Here is an 18,495-nt window from a genome sequence, read left to right as displayed (position 1 = left end):
ATGATGAGGATGCCCCAAACGCCACAGTTTCAATTCCAGTGATGGGTCGCATTGCTGCTGGTGTGCCGATTGAAGCCATTCAAACACAAAGTCACACAATCTCCGTTCCCCCAGAGATGCTGTCAGGTGGTGAACATTATGCACTTGAGGTTGCCGGTGACTCAATGATTGACGCTGGCATTTTTGATGGTGACACGGTGCTGATCAAAAAACAGGTCACCGCGTCGAACGGCGAAATTGTGGTTGCATTGGTCGATGGCGAGGAAGCAACGCTGAAGCGGTTGCGCAAGAAAGGCCAATCTGTGGCGCTTGAAGCGGCAAATCCAGCTTATGAAACAAGAATTTTCGGCCCTGACCAAGTGGCGGTTCAGGGGCGTTTGGTTGGTTTATTTCGCAAGTACTGACCCCCGTTAGGGCTTAGCTCTAACACCCCCATTGCGAACACTTGGCCCGGCAGCCTTTGGTTGGCCGGGTCTTTTTATATCAACAAATTCGTGCAACCATTACACCTGTGCACATGTGTACTTATTGCACCTATGGAGCCTATGGGGCCATGCCCAAACCATTACGGGCGCCACGGCCGTAACTGATCACCTATTGCCCAGCGTTGATAATAACCACCCTCGCCATCCCGAAAGATTGCAACAACGCCCTGCCGATCCAATTGCGTTTGTGTGATCACCAACGCATGTTCACATTTGGCTTGTCTGCGCTGTCGAACGATCAAAATGTCGGCAAATCCACAATCCTCGTTAAGCGCAACACTGTCTTTGGCAACCGATATGATTGTGCCTTCGCTGTTCGCGCTGCACCCATGCTGATCACAATCCCCGATGGGTGTTTCCGCGAGCAATGTGTTGCCCAAACGCTCAGCCCAGGCGCGGGTGGTAAAGCTCTTTGATTTTCGCCCCAATTGAACATAGCCGTTTGCTTGTCGCACGATGACTGCTTGCGTGCTGTCCGATACCACCAAAAACGGCAATTCAGCCGCCCCAAAAATTACCGTGGCTACGCCAAATGCCGCGGGGATAAAGAACTTTATCCAACCCCGAAAAAAGCTTAACCACCCCAGAGCGACAAAACAGCCGGGCAATACCCAGTTGGCAAGCATTGGCGTTTGCGTATAGTCAGCGCTCAATGATGAGATTTCCATCGCAACACGAACAATAAGATCAATGCCGAACCCCATGCTTGCCAAGAACGGACCTTCCAAACCAAACGGCATCAACAACACAGCGGCAAGCCCACTCGGCAAGACAAAAAACCCCACAATCGGCACGGCAATCAAATTGCCAACCAATCCCATTGGCGCAAATTGTTGGAAATGCACCGCCGCGATCGGGGCCGTGGCAATGCCGGCAATCAAACTGGTGAGGGCCAATCCACTAAATAGCCGCACGAGAAATGGCAGTTTTAGCGCCGAACGTCCAATTATCGCATAAACAGCAACCAAGCCCACCACGGCAGCAAAAGACAATTGAAAGCCGGGCTTGAACACCTCTTGTGGGAACAAAACAATAATAACAATCGCAGCAATCCCAACATTGCGCATAGTAATCGCCCGACGACCAACCAAAATGGCCACAAATGCCAGCACCAACATCAATGTGGCACGCTGTGTCGCCAAGTTCGACCCCGAGATCAGCAAGTAGCCAACAGCAATAGAAATCGCGCCGAGCGCGGCAATCGGCTTTATGTAGCGGTCACGTATGACGATTTGTGTCGCGACGGCGCGGATCAAAAAGAACACCGACCCCACAACCAAAGATAAATGTAGCCCAGAAATCGCAAGAACATGGGCCAGCCCGGCATTGGCTATGTTTTCTCTTAGCTCATCATTGATGCCGGATTGATCGCCAATGATCAGCGCCCGCGCAATTGCTGACTGGTCAGATGACAAGTACACGTCCAGCCGGTCGCCGATGGCCCAGCGCAATTGGTCGATCATTTTCCAAATCGAGGCCCGACCAACTTGTAAAACCTGAACCCGTTCCAACGAACTTGCATAGCCGCCTATGCCATCAAAAAAGCCCTGAAATTGTAAATCATAACTTTGAGGATATACCGGCGTCGGCGAAGGTATTATGCGCGCCCTCACCTGCACTTTGTCACCCAGCGAAATAGCGCTATCAATCGGCAAGTGATCAGCTTTTACTGTAAGGCGCAATCGACGAACGCCGCCCAACTTGGCATCACCAGAAATGTTTGCAATCAACAGACGCAACTTACCGTCATTGCCCACGTCCCGTTCAACAACTTCCCCGACCAGCTGATCCACCGCGAGCGGATAAGACACCAATTTGCTGCCCCAAATTGTGGCGAACAGCGTCATAAGGGAAAATCCGAACCAGATCGCGACCAGCAACCCCATCGGCCAAACTCTTGATTGTCGTTTGAACTGCCAAAACAGAATGCCAACAAGCCCAAAAAGCAATGCCCCAACAGCAATCAAATTCGGCTCGACCGAAATGTTTCGATAGGTTGTTATGCCGATGATCAGGGCGAAAGGTATCAAAATGACATATTGACGGTGATAATATGCGTCTTGCACGGCTGAAACGAGCGAAACGCGGAAACGTCGTGCGCCCCTGCCACTCAGTTTCCCCCTGTCGCGCATAACAACGGGGTCGCCAACAACAGGAGGCGGTTGAGTATTGGTTTTAAGTATCGTTTCGCTATCGAAAACGGCCATTCGCGAGGCCCTATCTTGCGCAATATTCCGCTTATGTTACACATGCGACAAAAATTCGCCAGCTTTGCACGAAAACGCAAATCCAATTGGCGTCCACCTGGTCTTCAATTCGTCAAATTTGAGAACATCACATGACAGAAAAAGTGATCACACGGTTTGCACCGTCTCCAACCGGTTTCCTGCATATCGGCAATGCACGCACCGCCCTATTCAACTGGGCGCTCGCCAAATCGCTTGGCGGCGATATGCTATTGCGCATTGAGGACACGGATCGCGAGCGTTCGACCGACGAGGCAATTGCAGCCATCATTTCTGGCATGGAATGGCTGGGGCTCGATTATGCAGGGGAGCCCGTCTATCAGTCAAAAAACATTAAACGACATACAGAAGTCGCCAACCTCCTTTTGGCTGAGGGTAAAGCGTATAAATGCTACGCAACGCCACAAGAGCTGACCCAAATGCGCGAAAAGGCCAAGGCTGAAAGCCGCCCTATGGTCTATGATCGGCGCTGGCGCGATCGCCCTGAAGGCGATGCACCCGCAAACACCCCATTTGTGGTGCGCATCAAAGCCCCGACATCTGGCGAGATTGTGGTGCACGATAAAGTGCAGGGCGATGTGAGGTTCAGAGCCGAGAACCTAGATGATTTCGTCATTTTGCGGTCAGACGGCACACCAACCTATCTTTTGGCCGTCGTGGTGGACGATCATGATATGGGCGTAACGCACATTATGCGCGGCGATGATCATCTGGTAAATTCTGCACGCCAGATCACCATTTTCAACGCGATGGGTTGGGACATTCCAGTGATGGCCCATACGCCACTTATTCACGGGCCAGATGGCGCTAAACTGTCAAAACGCCACGGCGCGCTGGGTGTTGAAGACTATCGTCGCATGGGATATTTGCCCGAAACCATCCGCAACTATTTTGCGCGACTGGGTTGGGCACACGGCGACGATGAAATTTTCTCTTCGGAACAATTCATCGAATGGTTCTCTTTTTCGGGGCTTAATAAAGGCGCAAGCCGGATCGATTTTGCAAAACTTGAAAATATGAACGGGCACTATATCAAGAATTGCGATGATGCACGGCTGTTTGATTTGATGGTTTCTTTGGCGGATGAGTTAGATGACCAAATCGCATCGGTTGGTTTAAAATCACATGCAGATACGGTAATCGCTGCCCTGCCCGCCCTCAAAACACGGGCCAAAACCATCGTTGAACTCGTCAATTCGGCTCAATTCATTTATCAGGCGCGGCCGCTTCAATTTGAAGACAAAGCCAAAGCCGCCGTGGAAGGCGATTCTTTGCAAATATTGCGCGATGTTCAGCCAGTTCTTGCCAGCGTGAACGACTGGACACATGACGGCATAGATCAGGCATTGCGCACCTTTGCTGAGCAAAAAGACCTCAAGTTCGGCAAAGTGGCTCAACCGATCAGAGCCGCAGTGACCGCCAAGAATGCATCCCCAGGATGTTTTGACGTTTTATTGTTGCTTGGCAGAGAAGAAAGTTTGTCGCGTTTGAGCGAAACAACTGCGGTATAAACACGCATTTTGGTATCGGTTATGTGTTCACCGCTTGCGAATTCACGCTAAATCCGATACCTCATGCTCAACCTGATTTGCAGGTGCGACGATGCTAACGTTTGTGGGGACGATTTGCTGAGTCTATTTTTTGAAATCTTGAAGGAGGCCGCTTAATGACCGATCGGATTGCAAAATTAGAAATTGATGGCACAAGCTATGAATTCCCCATAATTTCAGGATCAGTTGGTCCTGACGTTATCGACATCCGCTCCCTTTATGCCAAGACCGGGCATTTCACATTTGACCCCGGCTATACATCCACAGGCTCAACAGAATCCGCTATCACCTATATTGATGGCGACAAAGGTATCTTGTTGTACCGTGGATACCCAATCGAACAACTAGCTGATAAATCCAGCTTCTTAGAAGTTGCATATTTGTTGCTTAAAGGCGAATTGCCTTCAAAAGCTGAATATGAAAAATTCGCGGACACTGTGACGCGCCACACTATGCTGCACCAGCAAATGGAAAAATTCTTTGAAGGTTTCCGCCGCGACGCCCACCCAATGGCCATTGTATGTGGCGCCGTTGGTGCCATGTCTGCCTTCTACCACGATTCAACAGACATCACCGATCCAAAGCAACGCACAATCGCGTCGCACCGTTTGATCGCTAAAATCCCAACAATCGTGGCATGGGCCTACAAATACTCAGTTGGCCAGCCGTTTGTTTATCCGCGCAATGATCAAGACTACGCGTCCAACTTCCTACGCATGTGCTTTGCAGTACCTGCTGAGGATTATGTTGTGTCGCCGACCATTGCAAAAGCAATGGACCGCATCTTTACGCTGCATGCAGATCATGAGCAAAACGCGTCGACTTCTACCGTGCGGTTGGCTGGCTCTTCACACGCGAACCCATTTGCGTGTATCGCTGCCGGTGTTGCATCGCTGTGGGGACCAGCACATGGGGGTGCCAACGAAGCGTGCTTACAAATGCTACGCGAAATCGGCACGGTTGATCGCATTCCAGAATTTGTGGCGCGTGCGAAAGACAAATCTGACCCGTTCCGCTTGATGGGTTTTGGACATCGCGTGTACAAAAACTTTGACCCGCGCGCAACTGTAATGCAACAAACAGCCAAAGAGGTTCTTGCCGAACTGGGTGTTGAGAACAATCCAACATTGCAAGTGGCACAAGAGCTTGAACGGATCGCGTTGGAAGATGAGTACTTCATCGAGAAGAAACTTTATCCAAATGTTGATTTCTACTCAGGCATAATATTGGACGCGATTGGCTTCCCAACTGAAATGTTTACAGCAATCTTTGCCTTGGCACGGACTGTGGGTTGGACATCACAATGGGCTGAGATGATCGAAGATCCTAAGCAAAAAATCGGTCGTCCGCGCCAATTATATACGGGCGCAACTTCACGCGATTATGTGGATATCTCTGCTCGATAACTAAACCATCGATAGAATTATATCTGCAGCATTTTGACGGGGAGCCTCTGGCTCTCCGTTTTGCATTTTGGCGCGCATCTGAGCAAAACCTTCACGTTGCAACGCCATCTCACTGTCATTGTTCAACAGGTTTTGCGTAGCGCTAAGAATTTCGGGTGCCAGCGCATGCGTGCCCGCAATTTCGGGGACAAACATACGCCCCACAATAATATTATTGAGATTTATCAGCGGCCTTCCGTTGGCTTCATAGTTTTTGAGTTGCTTTGGTTCTGCAACATACATGCAAATATGGGGAACATCTGCAAAACCCAACTCCAGTGTTACAGTACCAGAAACCGCAATCGCGGCCTTTGCGTTAGACACGAGCTGTCCAAACTGTTGACGGCCCTCACCGATTGAAATGTCGGGGCTATCTAATAGTTTTGAAATCAATTCAAGTTTGCCAGGCGCTGCTGCAAGCGTCAATTTGAGTTCGGATTGCGCCTCTTTCAACCAATCTATTGCCATCGTCATTTCGGACAGGTTGCGTTTTATTTCGCCGTTCCGACTTCCAGGAAGCAGCAAAAACTGTTTGCAAACTCGTTCAGTGGTTCCCGCATAAAACCGCTCAGCCATATGCCCCACATAGGTACATACCGGCCCACCAAGTTCGCGAAACACCCGGGGCTCAAACGGCAAAACACTCAAAATTTGATCATAAAGGGGTAAAATTTGTTTGGCGCGTTCCGGCTTCCACGCCCAAACTGACGGCGCAACGTAAAGCACAATTTTTGCGTTAGGCAAGCGCTTGCGTACACCCGCTGCAACCCGATTGGAAAACTCTTGTGCGTCAACCAAAACCACAATATCTGGTTTGCAGGCCACTATAGCATCAACAGTTTGCTTGAGACGAAGCAGTAAAAGTGGCAAACGCAGATACACATCGCGCCAGCCCATGACCGACAAATCCGACATCGGGTAAATTGAGTTCAGCCCAGCGTCCGCAAGCGCAGTGCCACCAATGCCAGTAATGTGTACATCCGTTTGCAGCTGTAATTGACCAATCAGGTCAGCGCCCAGTTGGTCTCCAGAACTTTCACCAGCAACAATGAATAATCGCACTTATCCCCACCCAACAACGCTCACACGGTGCTTTTCAGCCAATTGTATGAAACGCTGTCTATCTGCGATAAGGCATTTTTCGCCCTCAACAATGATCGTGCCAATGCGCGCGTCAACGCAGTTTTCAATGGTGTTGGGGCCGATGGTTGGCAAATCACCCAATCCGCTTTGTTGCGGCTTTGCAACTTTAACAAGAACCAGTTCACCACTATTCGTCTTAAACGCTGCCGCAATGTCTTTGGCCCGCGCCAGCAAATTATCTGTGCCCAAAACATCCTCTGCAGCAACGGGCCGCGCACCATGAAAAATCATTGACTGGCCCAAATCAGTGCGTGCCACGGTGCGGGCCAAGCGCAGCATATTCTCAATTTGGTTGGTCTTAAAATCGCAGGCAGGACCAGCCACATGTCCGGTGCCGGCCAAAAGCTGAGGCACAAGCTCATGGATTCCCAAAATTTCAACACGCGCATCTTTGGCAATCGTGCGATAGGCTGTTTCAAGCCCCATATCGCTGACATCAAGTTTACCCTGATAATGCTGGACCAAATACTTGCCGACATTTTCCCGCAACTCGGGTGACAAGTCCACAGCGCCCACAGCGCACAGCGTTTTGATTTTTTCTGCGCGTAAACGTTCGATCAGCTCTAAAGGGTGCCCCACATCAACATTGTCCGCAGCGTCCTCTGCTGTGCCAACCATCGACCAAACTGAAAAGTCACCTTGATAGGTTTCACGTACAGCATATTGCGCCGCAACCGCAAGCTCGCCATGCCCGACCAGCAGCGCAAGCTTACTCATGGCCATCAACGCCATTTTTAGGCATGCACAGCGAACGCTCAGACGGCTTGCGCACGAATGAAACCACAATATCGACCAACTCATGGCCTTCAAATATTTCGGCGGCGTCTTCTACACGCTCGCGCAATGTACCTTCATTGGAAAAAATCATCCGGTATGCGGCACGCAATGTGTGAATTTCTTCGCGGTCAAAGTTGCGGCGCTTCAGGCCAACCAGATTTAAGCCCCCCAGATAGGCACGATTGCCCAACACCGAACCAAAGGGAATGACATCATTTTCAACCATACTCATCGCACCAACGATTGAATGTGCACCAATTCGAACAAACTGATGCACACCAGACAATCCGCCAACAATCGCATGTTCATCCACCGTCACATGGCCCGCTAAAGCCACATGGTTGACCAGAATCACCCCATCGCCAAGCTGACAGTCATGCGCCACATGCGCACCCGCCATCAACAACACATCATTGCCAATGCGCGTCTCCATACCGCCCCCGCTCGTCCCAGGGTTGATGGTCACATTCTCCCGAATTGAGCAATTATTGCCAATCACCAGCCGACTGCGTTCACCGGCATACTTTTTGTCCTGCGGCTGGTGACCAACCGAGGCAAATGGGAATATCTCACCATTTGCACCAATTTCGGTCTCACCAGCGATGGCAACATGCGAATGCAAAACACTATTGTCACCAATTGAAATATCACCGTCCAAAACGCTATAAGCGCCCACGCTTACATTTTCGCCCAGTGAAACATTTTCGCCAATAATTGCGGTGGGATGGATATTTGCCATGCTTACTCGTCTCGCACGATCATTGCACCAACTTCAGCCTCCGCAACAACAACGCCATTCACCATGGCTTTGGCCTGATATTTACCCACGTTGCGCCGACGCTGCACCTTTTTGATGTGATATTCTAAAACATCACCCGGTTCGGTTGGTTTTCTAAACTTTGCTTTATCAATTGTCAGCAGGAAAACAGTATATTTGTCGCCCTTCTTTTGCTCTTCCGCAATGACGATCGCGCCAGCCGTTTGCGCCATACCTTCAAGGATCAGCACACCCGGAAAAATGGGTTTACCCGGAAAATGACCCTGAAAAATTGGTTCATTAAAAGTGATGTTTTTGACCCCAATTGCGGATTCGTCGCCATCAATTTCAATAATTTTATCGATCATCAAAAACGGATAGCGGTGCGGCAAACACTCCAACACCCGACTAATATCCAACGCCGTCAATTCACGATCTGTCATAAAGCACCCCGTTACTTCTTTTTGCGGGCCAAACGCCGAATGGCCGCCACTTCTTTGCGCCACATTTTAATTTCTGTTGCCGGTGATCCACCCACCATGCCGCCTGCTGGTACGTCCTTGGTCACCATTGAACAAGCAAAAACCACAGCATTGTCACCAACTTTTACTTTATTGGAAATGCCCGCGCGCCCCGCCAATAAAACGCCATCACCCAACACCGCAGAACCCGCCAACCCAACATGCCCCGAAAGCTGGCAGCGCCGCCCAATAATAGAATTATGTGCAATTTGAACCAAGTTATCAATTTTTGTCTGCTCGCCGATAACCGTGTCATCAAGCGTACCACGATCAATACTTGTATTCGTGCCAATTTCGACAAAATCCTGCACCAAAACGCGTCCCAATTGCGGTATCTTTTGCGGACCATTGGGACTTGGTAAAAAGCCAAAACCGTCCGCACCAATGCGAACGCCAGAATGCAGAAGATTTTCGTCCCCAATATGGGCGAAATAAATCGAAACATTATCCGCCACTCGGGTATTGCGACCAAGTGTTACCCCTCGTCCCAAAACCGTGTTTGGACCAATCGAAACGCCATCGCCGATTTCAACACCCGCACCAACCATAACATTGGGCGCAATGTCGCAATTTTCACCGACGCTGATCGCGCCGGATTTAACCCCATCTTGCCAATTCAACAAACCCGAATATTGGGCTGCAAGCACAGAACGATAAAGCGCGCTAACAAGGCTTGTGAAGGTTTGATAGGGCGATTTGGCAACGATTACCGATAGACCGGGTCCGCAATCTGCAACCAAGCTTTGAGGAACGATAACCACACCACTCTCAGTGGATTTCAATGCCTCAGCATAAGTCTTGTCGGCAACAAAACCTAACTCGCCGGCTTTCAAATATGGGACAGTACCCGCACCTTGGATCACCAAATTGGGATCCACACCGCTCACATCACAAAAAGACAGGTCTTCGCACTTCGCCAACAATTGTTGGATCGTGGGCGGATCTTCAAGCGGGAAAAAACGATTATCGACCATTAAGTGTCCTAAACAAAAAGGATCGCAGATTGTGTCCGCGATCCCTTAATAAGGTCAAGTCTATTGTTTGCCTTAGAACAATGTCTGAATTGTCAACGCAAACACTTGTGTATCGTCCGCAACGTCTTTGTCGATGACATGGGCAAAATCGCCACGCAACGGACCAAGCGGTGAATCCCACAGAATACTTGCACCAATCGATGTACGCGTCTGCGTACCGTTGCCGCTGGTAATTAGTGTTCCGTCCAGACCTGATGCACCAAGATATGCCGCGTCAGCCCATACAGCACCTGACAGACCATAAGCCTCAGGCACCACCGGTATTGGGAACGTCATTTCAGCGGAAACAGCAACATATTCAGATACGCCAAGTGCGTTTGTGCCGTTTTTCGGTCCATATCCGCGAGCCTTGAATCCACGAATAAGTTGTGGCCCAGGTACAAATGTTTCGGTTGGATTTACAGTACCACCACCGAGTTCGTTGATCATGCCCGCTTGGCCTTTGATGCTGGCAACAACACCAAAATCTGGCAATACAGGAATGTAATAACGACCTTTGACTTCGGTCTTAAGCAAGTTGTGATCGATGCCAACATATTGCTGCGTTAAGTTTGCCGCAAAGCCCTCGCTCGGAGATGATTGGCTATCAACGTCCGCATAATTGAGCGTGTACCCAACAAACGCCTTATTCACCGACCCACCAAGGCTAGTAATATAGGCAGGCGCATCAACTGGATTGGCGCCAGTGCCGTCAGTATAAGTTGTCTGATCAAAGCCAGCGAACAGGCTCGCACTCAAATTGTCAACAACCGGAGCACCAACGCGCACTTGGAAGCCTGTTGAATCAGTGCCGTAATTGTAGAACTTACCTTCATCGACCTTGCGATTATACAGATCAATCCCAGCGGAAATATCCAATCCCATAAATTTGGGCTCAGTGAAAGAGAAGTCATAAGTACGGCTGCCAAAAGTGCCGCCGACTGCCAATTTCAAGTTTTGACCCTTACCAAGGAAATTGCGTTCTTCAAGTGAAAGTTCAACACCAAATCCAGTTTGTGGGGAATAGCTTGCGCCGCCGCCCCAACTGCCGGTTGATTTTTCTTCAACAACCACATTGATCACTACCCGGTCTGCAGAAGACCCTTGTTCAACATTCACTTGAACGCGAGCAAAGAAACCTAGCGCTTGTAGCGCTTCGCGCCCTGCAGCCAAGAAAGTACGGTTAAACGGGTCGCCTTCAGCAAATTCAAATTCGCGGCGAATAACAAAGTCGCGTGTACGTGTATTGCCAAAAACATTGATCCGCTCGACATAAAGCCGCGCACCCTCGTCCACCAAATAGGTAACATTAAAGCGCTTCGCTTCCACATCACGATCCAAGCGCGGGCGTACTTCAGCAAATGAAAAGCCCTGACGCGCTGCATCACGAGACATATCAGACGCTGTACGCTGCAAGTTTGTCAGCGAGTAGCGACGACCTTCATCTGTGCGAATGGTTGATTTCAACGCACCAGCATCCAAACCGCTAATACTTGTTTCAATATCTATCATACCAAACGTATAGCGTTCACCCTCATCAATTGTGAAATTGATGAAATAGGCGTTCCGATCCGCATCAAACTCAGCGACCGCAGAAAGCACTTGCGCGTCCGGGAAACCACGATCAGCATAGTAAAGTCGAACAAGTTCGCTATCGACATCCAATTTATCTTCGTCATAAACATCGTCTCGGAACAGCCAGCTCAGCAAATGCGACTCGTTCGTCCGCAAAATGGCTTTCAATTGCCCGTCGCCGATTGAACTATTGCCAGTGAAACTAATTCTAGCGATGCTCGCGCGGTCACCTTCATTGATTATGAATGTAACTTTGATGCGCGAATTGTCGCTGATCTCTGTACGTGACGTAACCGCGACTGAATTAAAGCCGGCTTGGTCATATGCAAGCTCAATATTTCTCGCATCCTGCGCCACAGCTGCGTCGGTATATACACCGCGAGATGATACTTCGACCATATCTGAGAGCTTAGCATCGGAGAATTTTTTGTTACCTTCAAACAAAACGGAAGAAACAATTGGGTTTTCTTTGACCACGATCCGTAGCGTATTGCCCGACATCGAAATGTTTACAGTCGCGAACAAACCACTTTGGTAAAGCGCATCAATTGATTCGTCGATTTTGGCAGACGTTGCGTTCTGCCCTTTGCGCAATGCAAGGAACGAAATCACCGTGCTGTCATCAACACGTTCATTTCCCGTGACTGAAATTGAGTTCACTGTTGCCGCGTAAGCGGCCTGAACACCCAGCAATCCGCTAAGTTGAGCAGGCATCAATGGCCCACCCAATACCAGCATTAACCCCAAAATAAGACTTGGTATAAGCTTTGCTCTTGCCATCATTATTCCCTGACGCCTCTCAGCACTTCCCACGCAAACAAACAAACCCCGGCCGTTCGCGACACTAACTCTATGATCTGTTTTACTGTTTCTTAAGCCAAACGCAAGGCCAAATAAGGCTTTACGTTACCAAAAGATGTGTACTGCGCCCCTTGCGCAACACTTTGTAAACAACTAAGCGCACAGATCGATTTTTAAAAGATATCGTTGACCACCGAAAAGACCATCAAAGACAAAACGACAAACATTCCAAAGCGAAAGCCCATCTCCTGCACTTTTTGACTCAGCGGTTTTCCACGAACCAGTTCATAAAAGTAATATACCAGATGTCCACCGTCCAGCAACGGGATAGGAAATAGGTTGAAAATGCCGATATTGAGCGACAATAACGCCATAAGATTTATCAGCGCAAATATGCCAATTGACGCAGCATCACCAGATATTTTAGCAATTTTCACGGGGCCGCCCAGTTGGTCCACATCACCCTTCCCAACAACAAGCTCGCCAAGAAACTTAAATGATCGATCAACAATCAAGATCATCTCTTCAACCGTTATGAATACCGCCTCGATTGGGTTTGGCCGGACGAATCTAACATCGTCCTCTTCAGCAGTGCGCGAAACGCCCAGATAACCGATTAAGGACGCATTGCCGAAACGATCCGTGCGCTCGCGCGACCCCGTGCGCACTTTCAGCGTGATCTGGGTGCCCAACCGATCAACATCAACAAATATTTCACGCTCAGGACTGGTGGCCACAATGCGTTGAAAATCACCGAAACTGCGGATTGAATATCCGTCAACCCGAACAATTTTATCGTCCGGCAGGAACCCTGCAATGGCGGCCGGTGATTGTGGCTCAACCCCATCAATCTGTGCTTCAAGCGTATAACGCCCCAAACCAAGCAGCAGCGCATACAGCACTAAAAATGTGAAAATAATATTTGCGATGGGGCCAGCAACAACAACCGCAATGCGTTGCCAAACATTCTTGTAAAAAAACAACGACGATTTGGCTTTTTCGTCAAACTGATCCAGCCCATCATGGTCCGGCACGCTCGCCGCATTCATGTCACCCAAAAACCGAACATAGCCCCCGAGCGGTATCGCGCAAACTTTCCAGCGTGTGCCATTCTTATCGTTGAAGCCAAGCAATTCCGGGCCAAACCCAATGGAAAACACTTGAATCGCAATCCCATTCCAACGCGCCACGAGATAGTGTCCCATTTCATGCACAAATACGATAATGGTCAGCACAGCCAGAAACGGCACAATCACTGAAATGACATTAATCAGGTTTTCCAATATCCATCCTTTTTGAAGTTTTTAAGAGCTACCAGAGCAAAACGCCCTGCGCGACTTCATTTGAGGTGAAATGCGCAACCCCAATAAAATAGAGCAGCACAGCACCCACAGTAAAACTGTCTATTCGATCCAAAATGCCACCATGGCCAGGAATTATGTCACCAGAATCCTTGATCAAAAAATGACGTTTAAGTGCACTCTCTGCCAAGTCACCCACTTGGGCCGACGCGCTAATGGCTGCTGAAATAGCAATGCCTATCCACAACGGCGAATTCATGCCCACGAGCATCATATTGCCCAGAAGCCAGACAATTGTGCCACCCAATGTTCCAATAACCAAGCCACCAACAGCGCCTGACCACGTTTTGGACGGCGATATCATAGGTGCGAGCTTTATGCCGCCGAACTGACGACCTGCAAAAAATGCGCCGCTGTCTGTCGACCAAATGACCACCGTAAGAAAGGCAGTAGCCAAAATGCCAAGGTTGGTGTCTCCACGCAGCGCCAAGACGCTAAGGCCCGCAAACCCCAAAAACCCCGCAGCAATTCCGGCCGTCGGCCAGCTGCCAAATTTATCGCTCAACACCGTCGTCGCAACGGCTGTGCTCAGGATAAGCAAAAGCCCTCCCCAAAACCCTACAGCGGGATAGGCAATCGCAGAAATCGCCAGCAGACCCATCGTGAAATAGTTGAAACGAGACAGGATGCCCTTGTTCGTCATCAATGACCATTCATGATAGGCGACAACCAGCACACCAGCAATCAGCACTGCAACCGCCAATTGACCGATAAAAATCGCAGCAGCAACAATCGGGATCAAAAAAACCGCCGAGACCAAACGTGGTTTCAAATCACTCCAATTCGATCCCGTTTTACCCGTTTTCGATCCGCTCTCATCTGACATAATGGCCTACCCCACACTTCCAAAACGACGCTTACGCCCGGCATAAGAATCAAGAAGGCTAAGAAATGAGGCACGATCGAAATCCGGCCAATATTCTTCAGAAAAAATAAATTCCGAATAAGCGGCCTGCCACAACAAAAAGTTGGAAAGCCTTTGTTCGCCACTCGTGCGAAAAATCACATCGGGGTCCGGCAAGTCAGCGGTATAAAGCGACTGCGTGAACATATTCTCGTCGATGTCGTTTAGATCAAGGTCACCATTGGCAACACGGGCAGCAATCGCTTTTGCCGCGTCCAGCAATTCGGTTCGCGAACCGTAGTTAAACGCAACGTTCAATCGTAAGCCGGTACAATGCTGGGTGCGGTCCTCTGCGTCCTTTATCATTTTCAGAACAGAGCTGTTTAAACCATCGCGACTTCCCAGAATGCGAACCCGCACATTATTCTTCACGAATGTGCCAATATCGGAGGCGACGAATTTTTTCATCAGCCCCAGAATAGTATTCACTTCATCCGGTGGGCGCCGCCAATTCTCAGACGAAAAACTGAAAATCGTGAGATATTTAATATCAAACTCAATGGCACAAGCGATCAGTCGCCTAAGCGCATCAACCCCAGCCCGATGGCCCTCTGTGCGGTGTTTTCCACGTTCCTCAGCCCAGCGGCCATTGCCATCCATAATCACACCAATATGCGCCGGTAACTGATCCGGCGTAAATTCTATTGGCGTTGATTTGGCTAGGGCACTGTCCATGAGATATCGCTAGTCCGGTTTTAGACCCGCATAATGTCGGCTTCTTTGGCCGCCAAAAGCTTGTCAATTTCAATAACAACGGCATCCGTTAGTTTTTGCACATTTTCGGATTCTGAATGCAAATCATCTTTACCGATCTCGCCATCCTTTTCCGCTTTCTTCAATGCATCCATGCCGTCACGACGAATGTGGCGCACAGCAACCTTTGCAGCTTCTGCATATTGGTGCGCAACTTTGGTCAATTCTTTGCGACGTTCTTCGTTCAGTTCAGGCAGTGCCACACGTATTAGCGTGCCTTCTGCGGCAGGATTAAGGCCAAGGTGGCTTTCGCGGATAGCTTTTTCAACAGCTTTGGTCATTGATTTGTCCCAGACCTGCACAGTCAGCAAACGCGCATCCGCTGCAGACACAGTTGCGACCTGGCTGAGTGGCATCTTAGAGCCGTAGGCTTCTACCATGATCGGGTCCAAAAGGTTGGGGCTCGCCCGACCTGTGCGCAATCCGCCAAATTCTTCTTGCATTGAAGCAACAGACTTCTTCATGCGGCTATCAAGTTCACTAATTGAATATTCTGACATAATGTTTTCCTCTAATTCGCGCGATCAGAAACCAACGTGGAAACCGCAGTACCTTCGATAACTGAACGTACGCCCCCTTCAACGTCGAGCTGATATACATATATCGGCAGTTTGTTGTCTCGCGCTAGGGCAAATGCGGCCATATCCATGACTTTTAGGTCTTTTGAAATGACCTCATCATAGCTGACCGTCTCATACCGCACCGCATCAAGAACAATTTTGGGATCAGCTGAATAGACACCGTCCACCTGTGTCCCTTTAAACAAAGCATCACACTGCAATTCCACAGCCTTCAATGCAGCTGCGGTATCTGTGGTGAAAAATGGATTTCCAGACCCACCCGCACAAATGGTCACTTTGCCCTCTTCCAAAGCACGGCGCGCGTCGCGTACGGTAAATGTATCCGCCACCGCAGGCATTGCAATATTGGAATAAACTTTTGCCATGCCGCCACAACGCTTAATCGCATCACCCAAAGCAAGGGAATTAATCACCGTTGCGAGCATGCCCATATGGTCGCCCACAACCCTATCAGCACCACCCGCTGCAACAGCCATGCCACGAAAAATATTGCCGCCACCGACAACAATTGCAACTTCTAAGCCTGAATTGGAAAGATCCCATAGCTGCTGAGCAACCTGGTCAAGAAATTTGGGTTCAATCCCAAATGAATTGTCTCCGGCAAGTGCTTCGCCGGAGACTTTAATCAATATACGCTTAAGCGAATGAGAGGCCATGGCCACCCCAACCTTTGTTACACAATGAGAAAGAGAATCTCTTGGTGCAAAGGTTAGGCTGTACCAGCCACTGCTGCAACCTCGGCGGCAAAGTCTTGCTCTTCTTTTTCAATGCCTTCCCCAATTGCAAACCGAACAAATTCGGTCACTTCAATCGGCGCACCGGCATCTTTTTCAGCCGCTTTCAGAACGTCAGCTATTTTGCTTTCGCCGTCAATCACATAGGTCTGAGAAAGCAAGCAAACTTCTTCGTAGAATTTGCGGACGCGACCTTCAACCATCTTCTCAACAATATTGGCAGGTTTGCCAGATTGCGCGGCTTGCTCTGTAAACACCGCACGCTCTTTTTCAACAACAGCTGGGTCGATGCCCTCTTGTGAAACCGCCAATGGAGATGGGTCAGCAGCAGCAACATGCATCGCCAATTGACGACCAAGAGCAACCAAACCATCAGTCTTGCCGGTCGTTTTCAAACCAATAAGAATGCCGATTGCGCCCATACCTTCAACAACTGGGTTGTGAATGTATGAACCAACGATTCCAGTTTCAACTTCAATACGGGCACTGCGACGCAGATTCATGTGTTCGCCGATTTTGGCCACTTTCTTTGTCACTTCTTCAGCAATTGAATGAGAAGCGCCTGGGTAAGTTGCAGCAGCAAGTGCCGCAACGTCAGCGCCCTCAGTCAAAGCAACTGAAGAAATTTGGCCAACCAAATTCTGGAACTCTTCGTTGCGCGCAACAAAGTCCGTTTCTGAATTCACTTCAATCACTGCGCCAACGTTTCCGCTCGTCGAAACAGCAATAAGACCTTCTGCAGCAACGCGGCTGGCTTTTTTGGCAGCTTTAGCCAAACCCTTGGTGCGCAACCAATCAACGGCAGTTTCCAAATCGCCATTGGTTTCGCTAAGAGCGGCTTTACAATCCATCATGCCTACGCCAGTCATTTCGCGCAGTTCTTTTACAAGTGCAGCTGTGATAGCCATTTTATCACTCCTTCTTGCCGAACAAAGTCGGCAATTTATTTTTCCGTCTAGGCTCGATACGCGTTAATTATGACGCTGATTTAGCAAGCTCTGCTGCTTGACCCAACCAACCGTCACGCTCGATACGACCTTTAAAGCTCAAACGCTCATCAACGTTAGTGATGTCTTTAGCTGTGAAAGCGGCAACCTGTGCATAAGTGTAGATGCCAAGCTCATTCAGCTTACCTTCAAGAACTGGGCCAACACCTGAGATTTTCTTCAAATCGTCAGCGTCGCCTTCAGGCTTTGCGAACAAAGGTGCACCAGCAGATGCTTCTTCAGCGGCAGGCGCAGCGTCCACAACAGGCGCGACCTCTGCAACTGGGGCAGCTTCCAAAACAGCAACTTCTGCGGCCAACACAGGCTCTGGCTGAACTTCAATAGCGGCACCCAAATCAACGCCAAAATCTGAAGAAGAACGTGAAATACCGTCCAAAGCAGCTCTTGAAATCAATGAACAGTACAACTCGATCGCCCGCGCTGCATCATCATTGCCTGGAATTGGCAAATCAACAGATTCAGGATCACAGTTGGTGTCAGAAATCGCAATTACTGGAATGCCCAAGCGACGCGCTTCGTGCAATGCAATGGCTTCTTTGTTGGTATCAATCACAAACAACAAGTTAGGCACATTGCCCATGTCTTTGATGCCACCAAGATCGCGCTCAAGACGCTCTTGCTCGCGTGAACGCTGAAGGCGTTCTTTTTTGGTCAAACCAGCAATGTCTTTTTGCTCTTCCAATTGGCGCAAACGTGCGATTGATTTGGAAATTGTCTGCCAGTTGGTCAGCATACCGCCGAGCCAACGTGAGTTCACATAGTACTGAGCGCACTGTTGTGCAGCTTCAGCAACAACAGGTGCAGCTTGACGTTTTGTGCCAACAAACAACACACGACCGCCT

Annotated in this window: 17 protein-coding genes; 3 read left to right on the top strand and 14 right to left on the bottom strand. The window is 49.4% G+C overall.

Annotated features, from left to right (window positions below; genetic code table 11):
* A partial coding sequence (lexA, locus tag ACJAZW_RS11760; RefSeq protein WP_415158304.1) for a transcriptional repressor LexA occupies window positions 1-404 on the top strand: 404 nt, incomplete at its 5' end.
* A gap of 161 nt (window positions 405-565) precedes the next feature.
* On the opposite strand, the gene ACJAZW_RS11755 is transcribed toward lexA, so the two are convergent.
* Entirely contained in the window at window positions 566-2,692 is a 2,127-nt protein-coding gene (locus tag ACJAZW_RS11755) for a ComEC/Rec2 family competence protein (RefSeq protein WP_415158302.1), read from the bottom strand.
* Window positions 2,693-2,823: 131 nt separating this feature from the next.
* On the opposite strand from ACJAZW_RS11755, the gene gltX reads away from it, so the two are divergent.
* Complete coding sequence (gene gltX / locus ACJAZW_RS11750; RefSeq protein ID WP_415158300.1) at window positions 2,824-4,242, top strand: glutamate--tRNA ligase; 1,419 nt, start codon at window positions 2,824-2,826, stop codon at window positions 4,240-4,242.
* Between the two features lie 155 nt (window positions 4,243-4,397).
* A complete protein-coding gene (gltA, locus tag ACJAZW_RS11745) occupies window positions 4,398-5,687 on the top strand; it encodes a citrate synthase (RefSeq protein ID WP_415158298.1) in 1,290 nt (429 codons plus the stop codon).
* Here the strand turns inward: gltA and ACJAZW_RS11740 are convergent, their stop codons facing one another.
* The 13 genes from ACJAZW_RS11740 to rpsB form a co-directional block, all read right to left on the bottom strand.
* Window positions 5,688-6,788, bottom strand: coding sequence for a lipid-A-disaccharide synthase (locus ACJAZW_RS11740; RefSeq protein WP_415158296.1), 1,101 nt, complete (start codon window positions 6,786-6,788; stop codon window positions 5,688-5,690).
* Window positions 6,789-7,586 carry a UDP-2,3-diacylglucosamine diphosphatase LpxI domain-containing protein gene (lpxI, locus tag ACJAZW_RS11735; protein ID WP_415158294.1) on the bottom strand — a complete coding sequence of 266 codons (798 nt, stop codon included), beginning with the start codon at window positions 7,584-7,586 and terminating at the stop codon, window positions 6,789-6,791.
* The gene (gene lpxA, locus ACJAZW_RS11730) at window positions 7,579-8,385 is read right to left on the bottom strand and encodes an acyl-ACP--UDP-N-acetylglucosamine O-acyltransferase (RefSeq protein ID WP_415158292.1); all 807 of its coding nucleotides are present in this window, start codon (window positions 8,383-8,385) and stop codon (window positions 7,579-7,581) included. Before lpxA ends, lpxI begins: the two co-directional genes overlap by 8 nt.
* A 2-nt stretch (window positions 8,386-8,387) precedes the next feature.
* A complete protein-coding gene (fabZ, locus tag ACJAZW_RS11725) occupies window positions 8,388-8,846 on the bottom strand; it encodes a 3-hydroxyacyl-ACP dehydratase FabZ (RefSeq protein WP_415158290.1) in 459 nt (152 codons plus the stop codon).
* A gap of 11 nt (window positions 8,847-8,857) precedes the next feature.
* Entirely contained in the window at window positions 8,858-9,898 is a 1,041-nt protein-coding gene (lpxD, locus tag ACJAZW_RS11720) for a UDP-3-O-(3-hydroxymyristoyl)glucosamine N-acyltransferase (protein ID WP_415158288.1), read from the bottom strand.
* Between the two features lie 72 nt (window positions 9,899-9,970).
* Window positions 9,971-12,295 carry an outer membrane protein assembly factor BamA gene (gene bamA / locus ACJAZW_RS11715; protein ID WP_415158286.1) on the bottom strand — a complete coding sequence of 775 codons (2,325 nt, stop codon included), beginning with the start codon at window positions 12,293-12,295 and terminating at the stop codon, window positions 9,971-9,973.
* A gap of 191 nt (window positions 12,296-12,486) precedes the next feature.
* Window positions 12,487-13,596 (bottom strand): RIP metalloprotease RseP, encoded by a 1,110-nt coding sequence (rseP, locus tag ACJAZW_RS11710; RefSeq protein ID WP_415158284.1) that lies wholly within the window; start codon window positions 13,594-13,596, stop codon window positions 12,487-12,489.
* Window positions 13,597-13,624: 28 nt separating this feature from the next.
* Window positions 13,625-14,500, bottom strand: coding sequence for a phosphatidate cytidylyltransferase (locus ACJAZW_RS11705; protein WP_415158282.1), 876 nt, complete (start codon window positions 14,498-14,500; stop codon window positions 13,625-13,627).
* Between the two features lie 6 nt (window positions 14,501-14,506).
* A complete protein-coding gene (locus tag ACJAZW_RS11700) occupies window positions 14,507-15,253 on the bottom strand; it encodes an isoprenyl transferase (protein WP_415158280.1) in 747 nt (248 codons plus the stop codon).
* 20 nt (window positions 15,254-15,273) lie between these two features.
* A complete protein-coding gene (frr, locus tag ACJAZW_RS11695; protein ID WP_415158278.1) occupies window positions 15,274-15,831 on the bottom strand; it encodes a ribosome recycling factor in 558 nt (185 codons plus the stop codon).
* An 11-nt stretch (window positions 15,832-15,842) separates the two neighbouring features.
* Complete coding sequence (gene pyrH / locus ACJAZW_RS11690; protein WP_415158276.1) at window positions 15,843-16,568, bottom strand: UMP kinase; 726 nt, start codon at window positions 16,566-16,568, stop codon at window positions 15,843-15,845.
* A gap of 53 nt (window positions 16,569-16,621) precedes the next feature.
* Window positions 16,622-17,554, bottom strand: a complete 933-nt coding sequence (gene tsf, locus ACJAZW_RS11685) for a translation elongation factor Ts (protein ID WP_415158274.1) — start codon at window positions 17,552-17,554, stop codon at window positions 16,622-16,624.
* 67 nt (window positions 17,555-17,621) lie between these two features.
* The coding region (gene rpsB, locus ACJAZW_RS11680) for a 30S ribosomal protein S2 (protein ID WP_415158272.1) at window positions 17,622-18,495 on the bottom strand (874 nt) is incomplete at its 5' end.

Source organism: Maritalea sp. (genome assembly GCF_047634455.1).
In the GTDB taxonomy this organism is placed as follows: Bacteria; Pseudomonadota; Alphaproteobacteria; order Rhizobiales; family Devosiaceae; genus Maritalea.
This window is presented reverse-complemented; position numbering and strand designations above follow the sequence as displayed.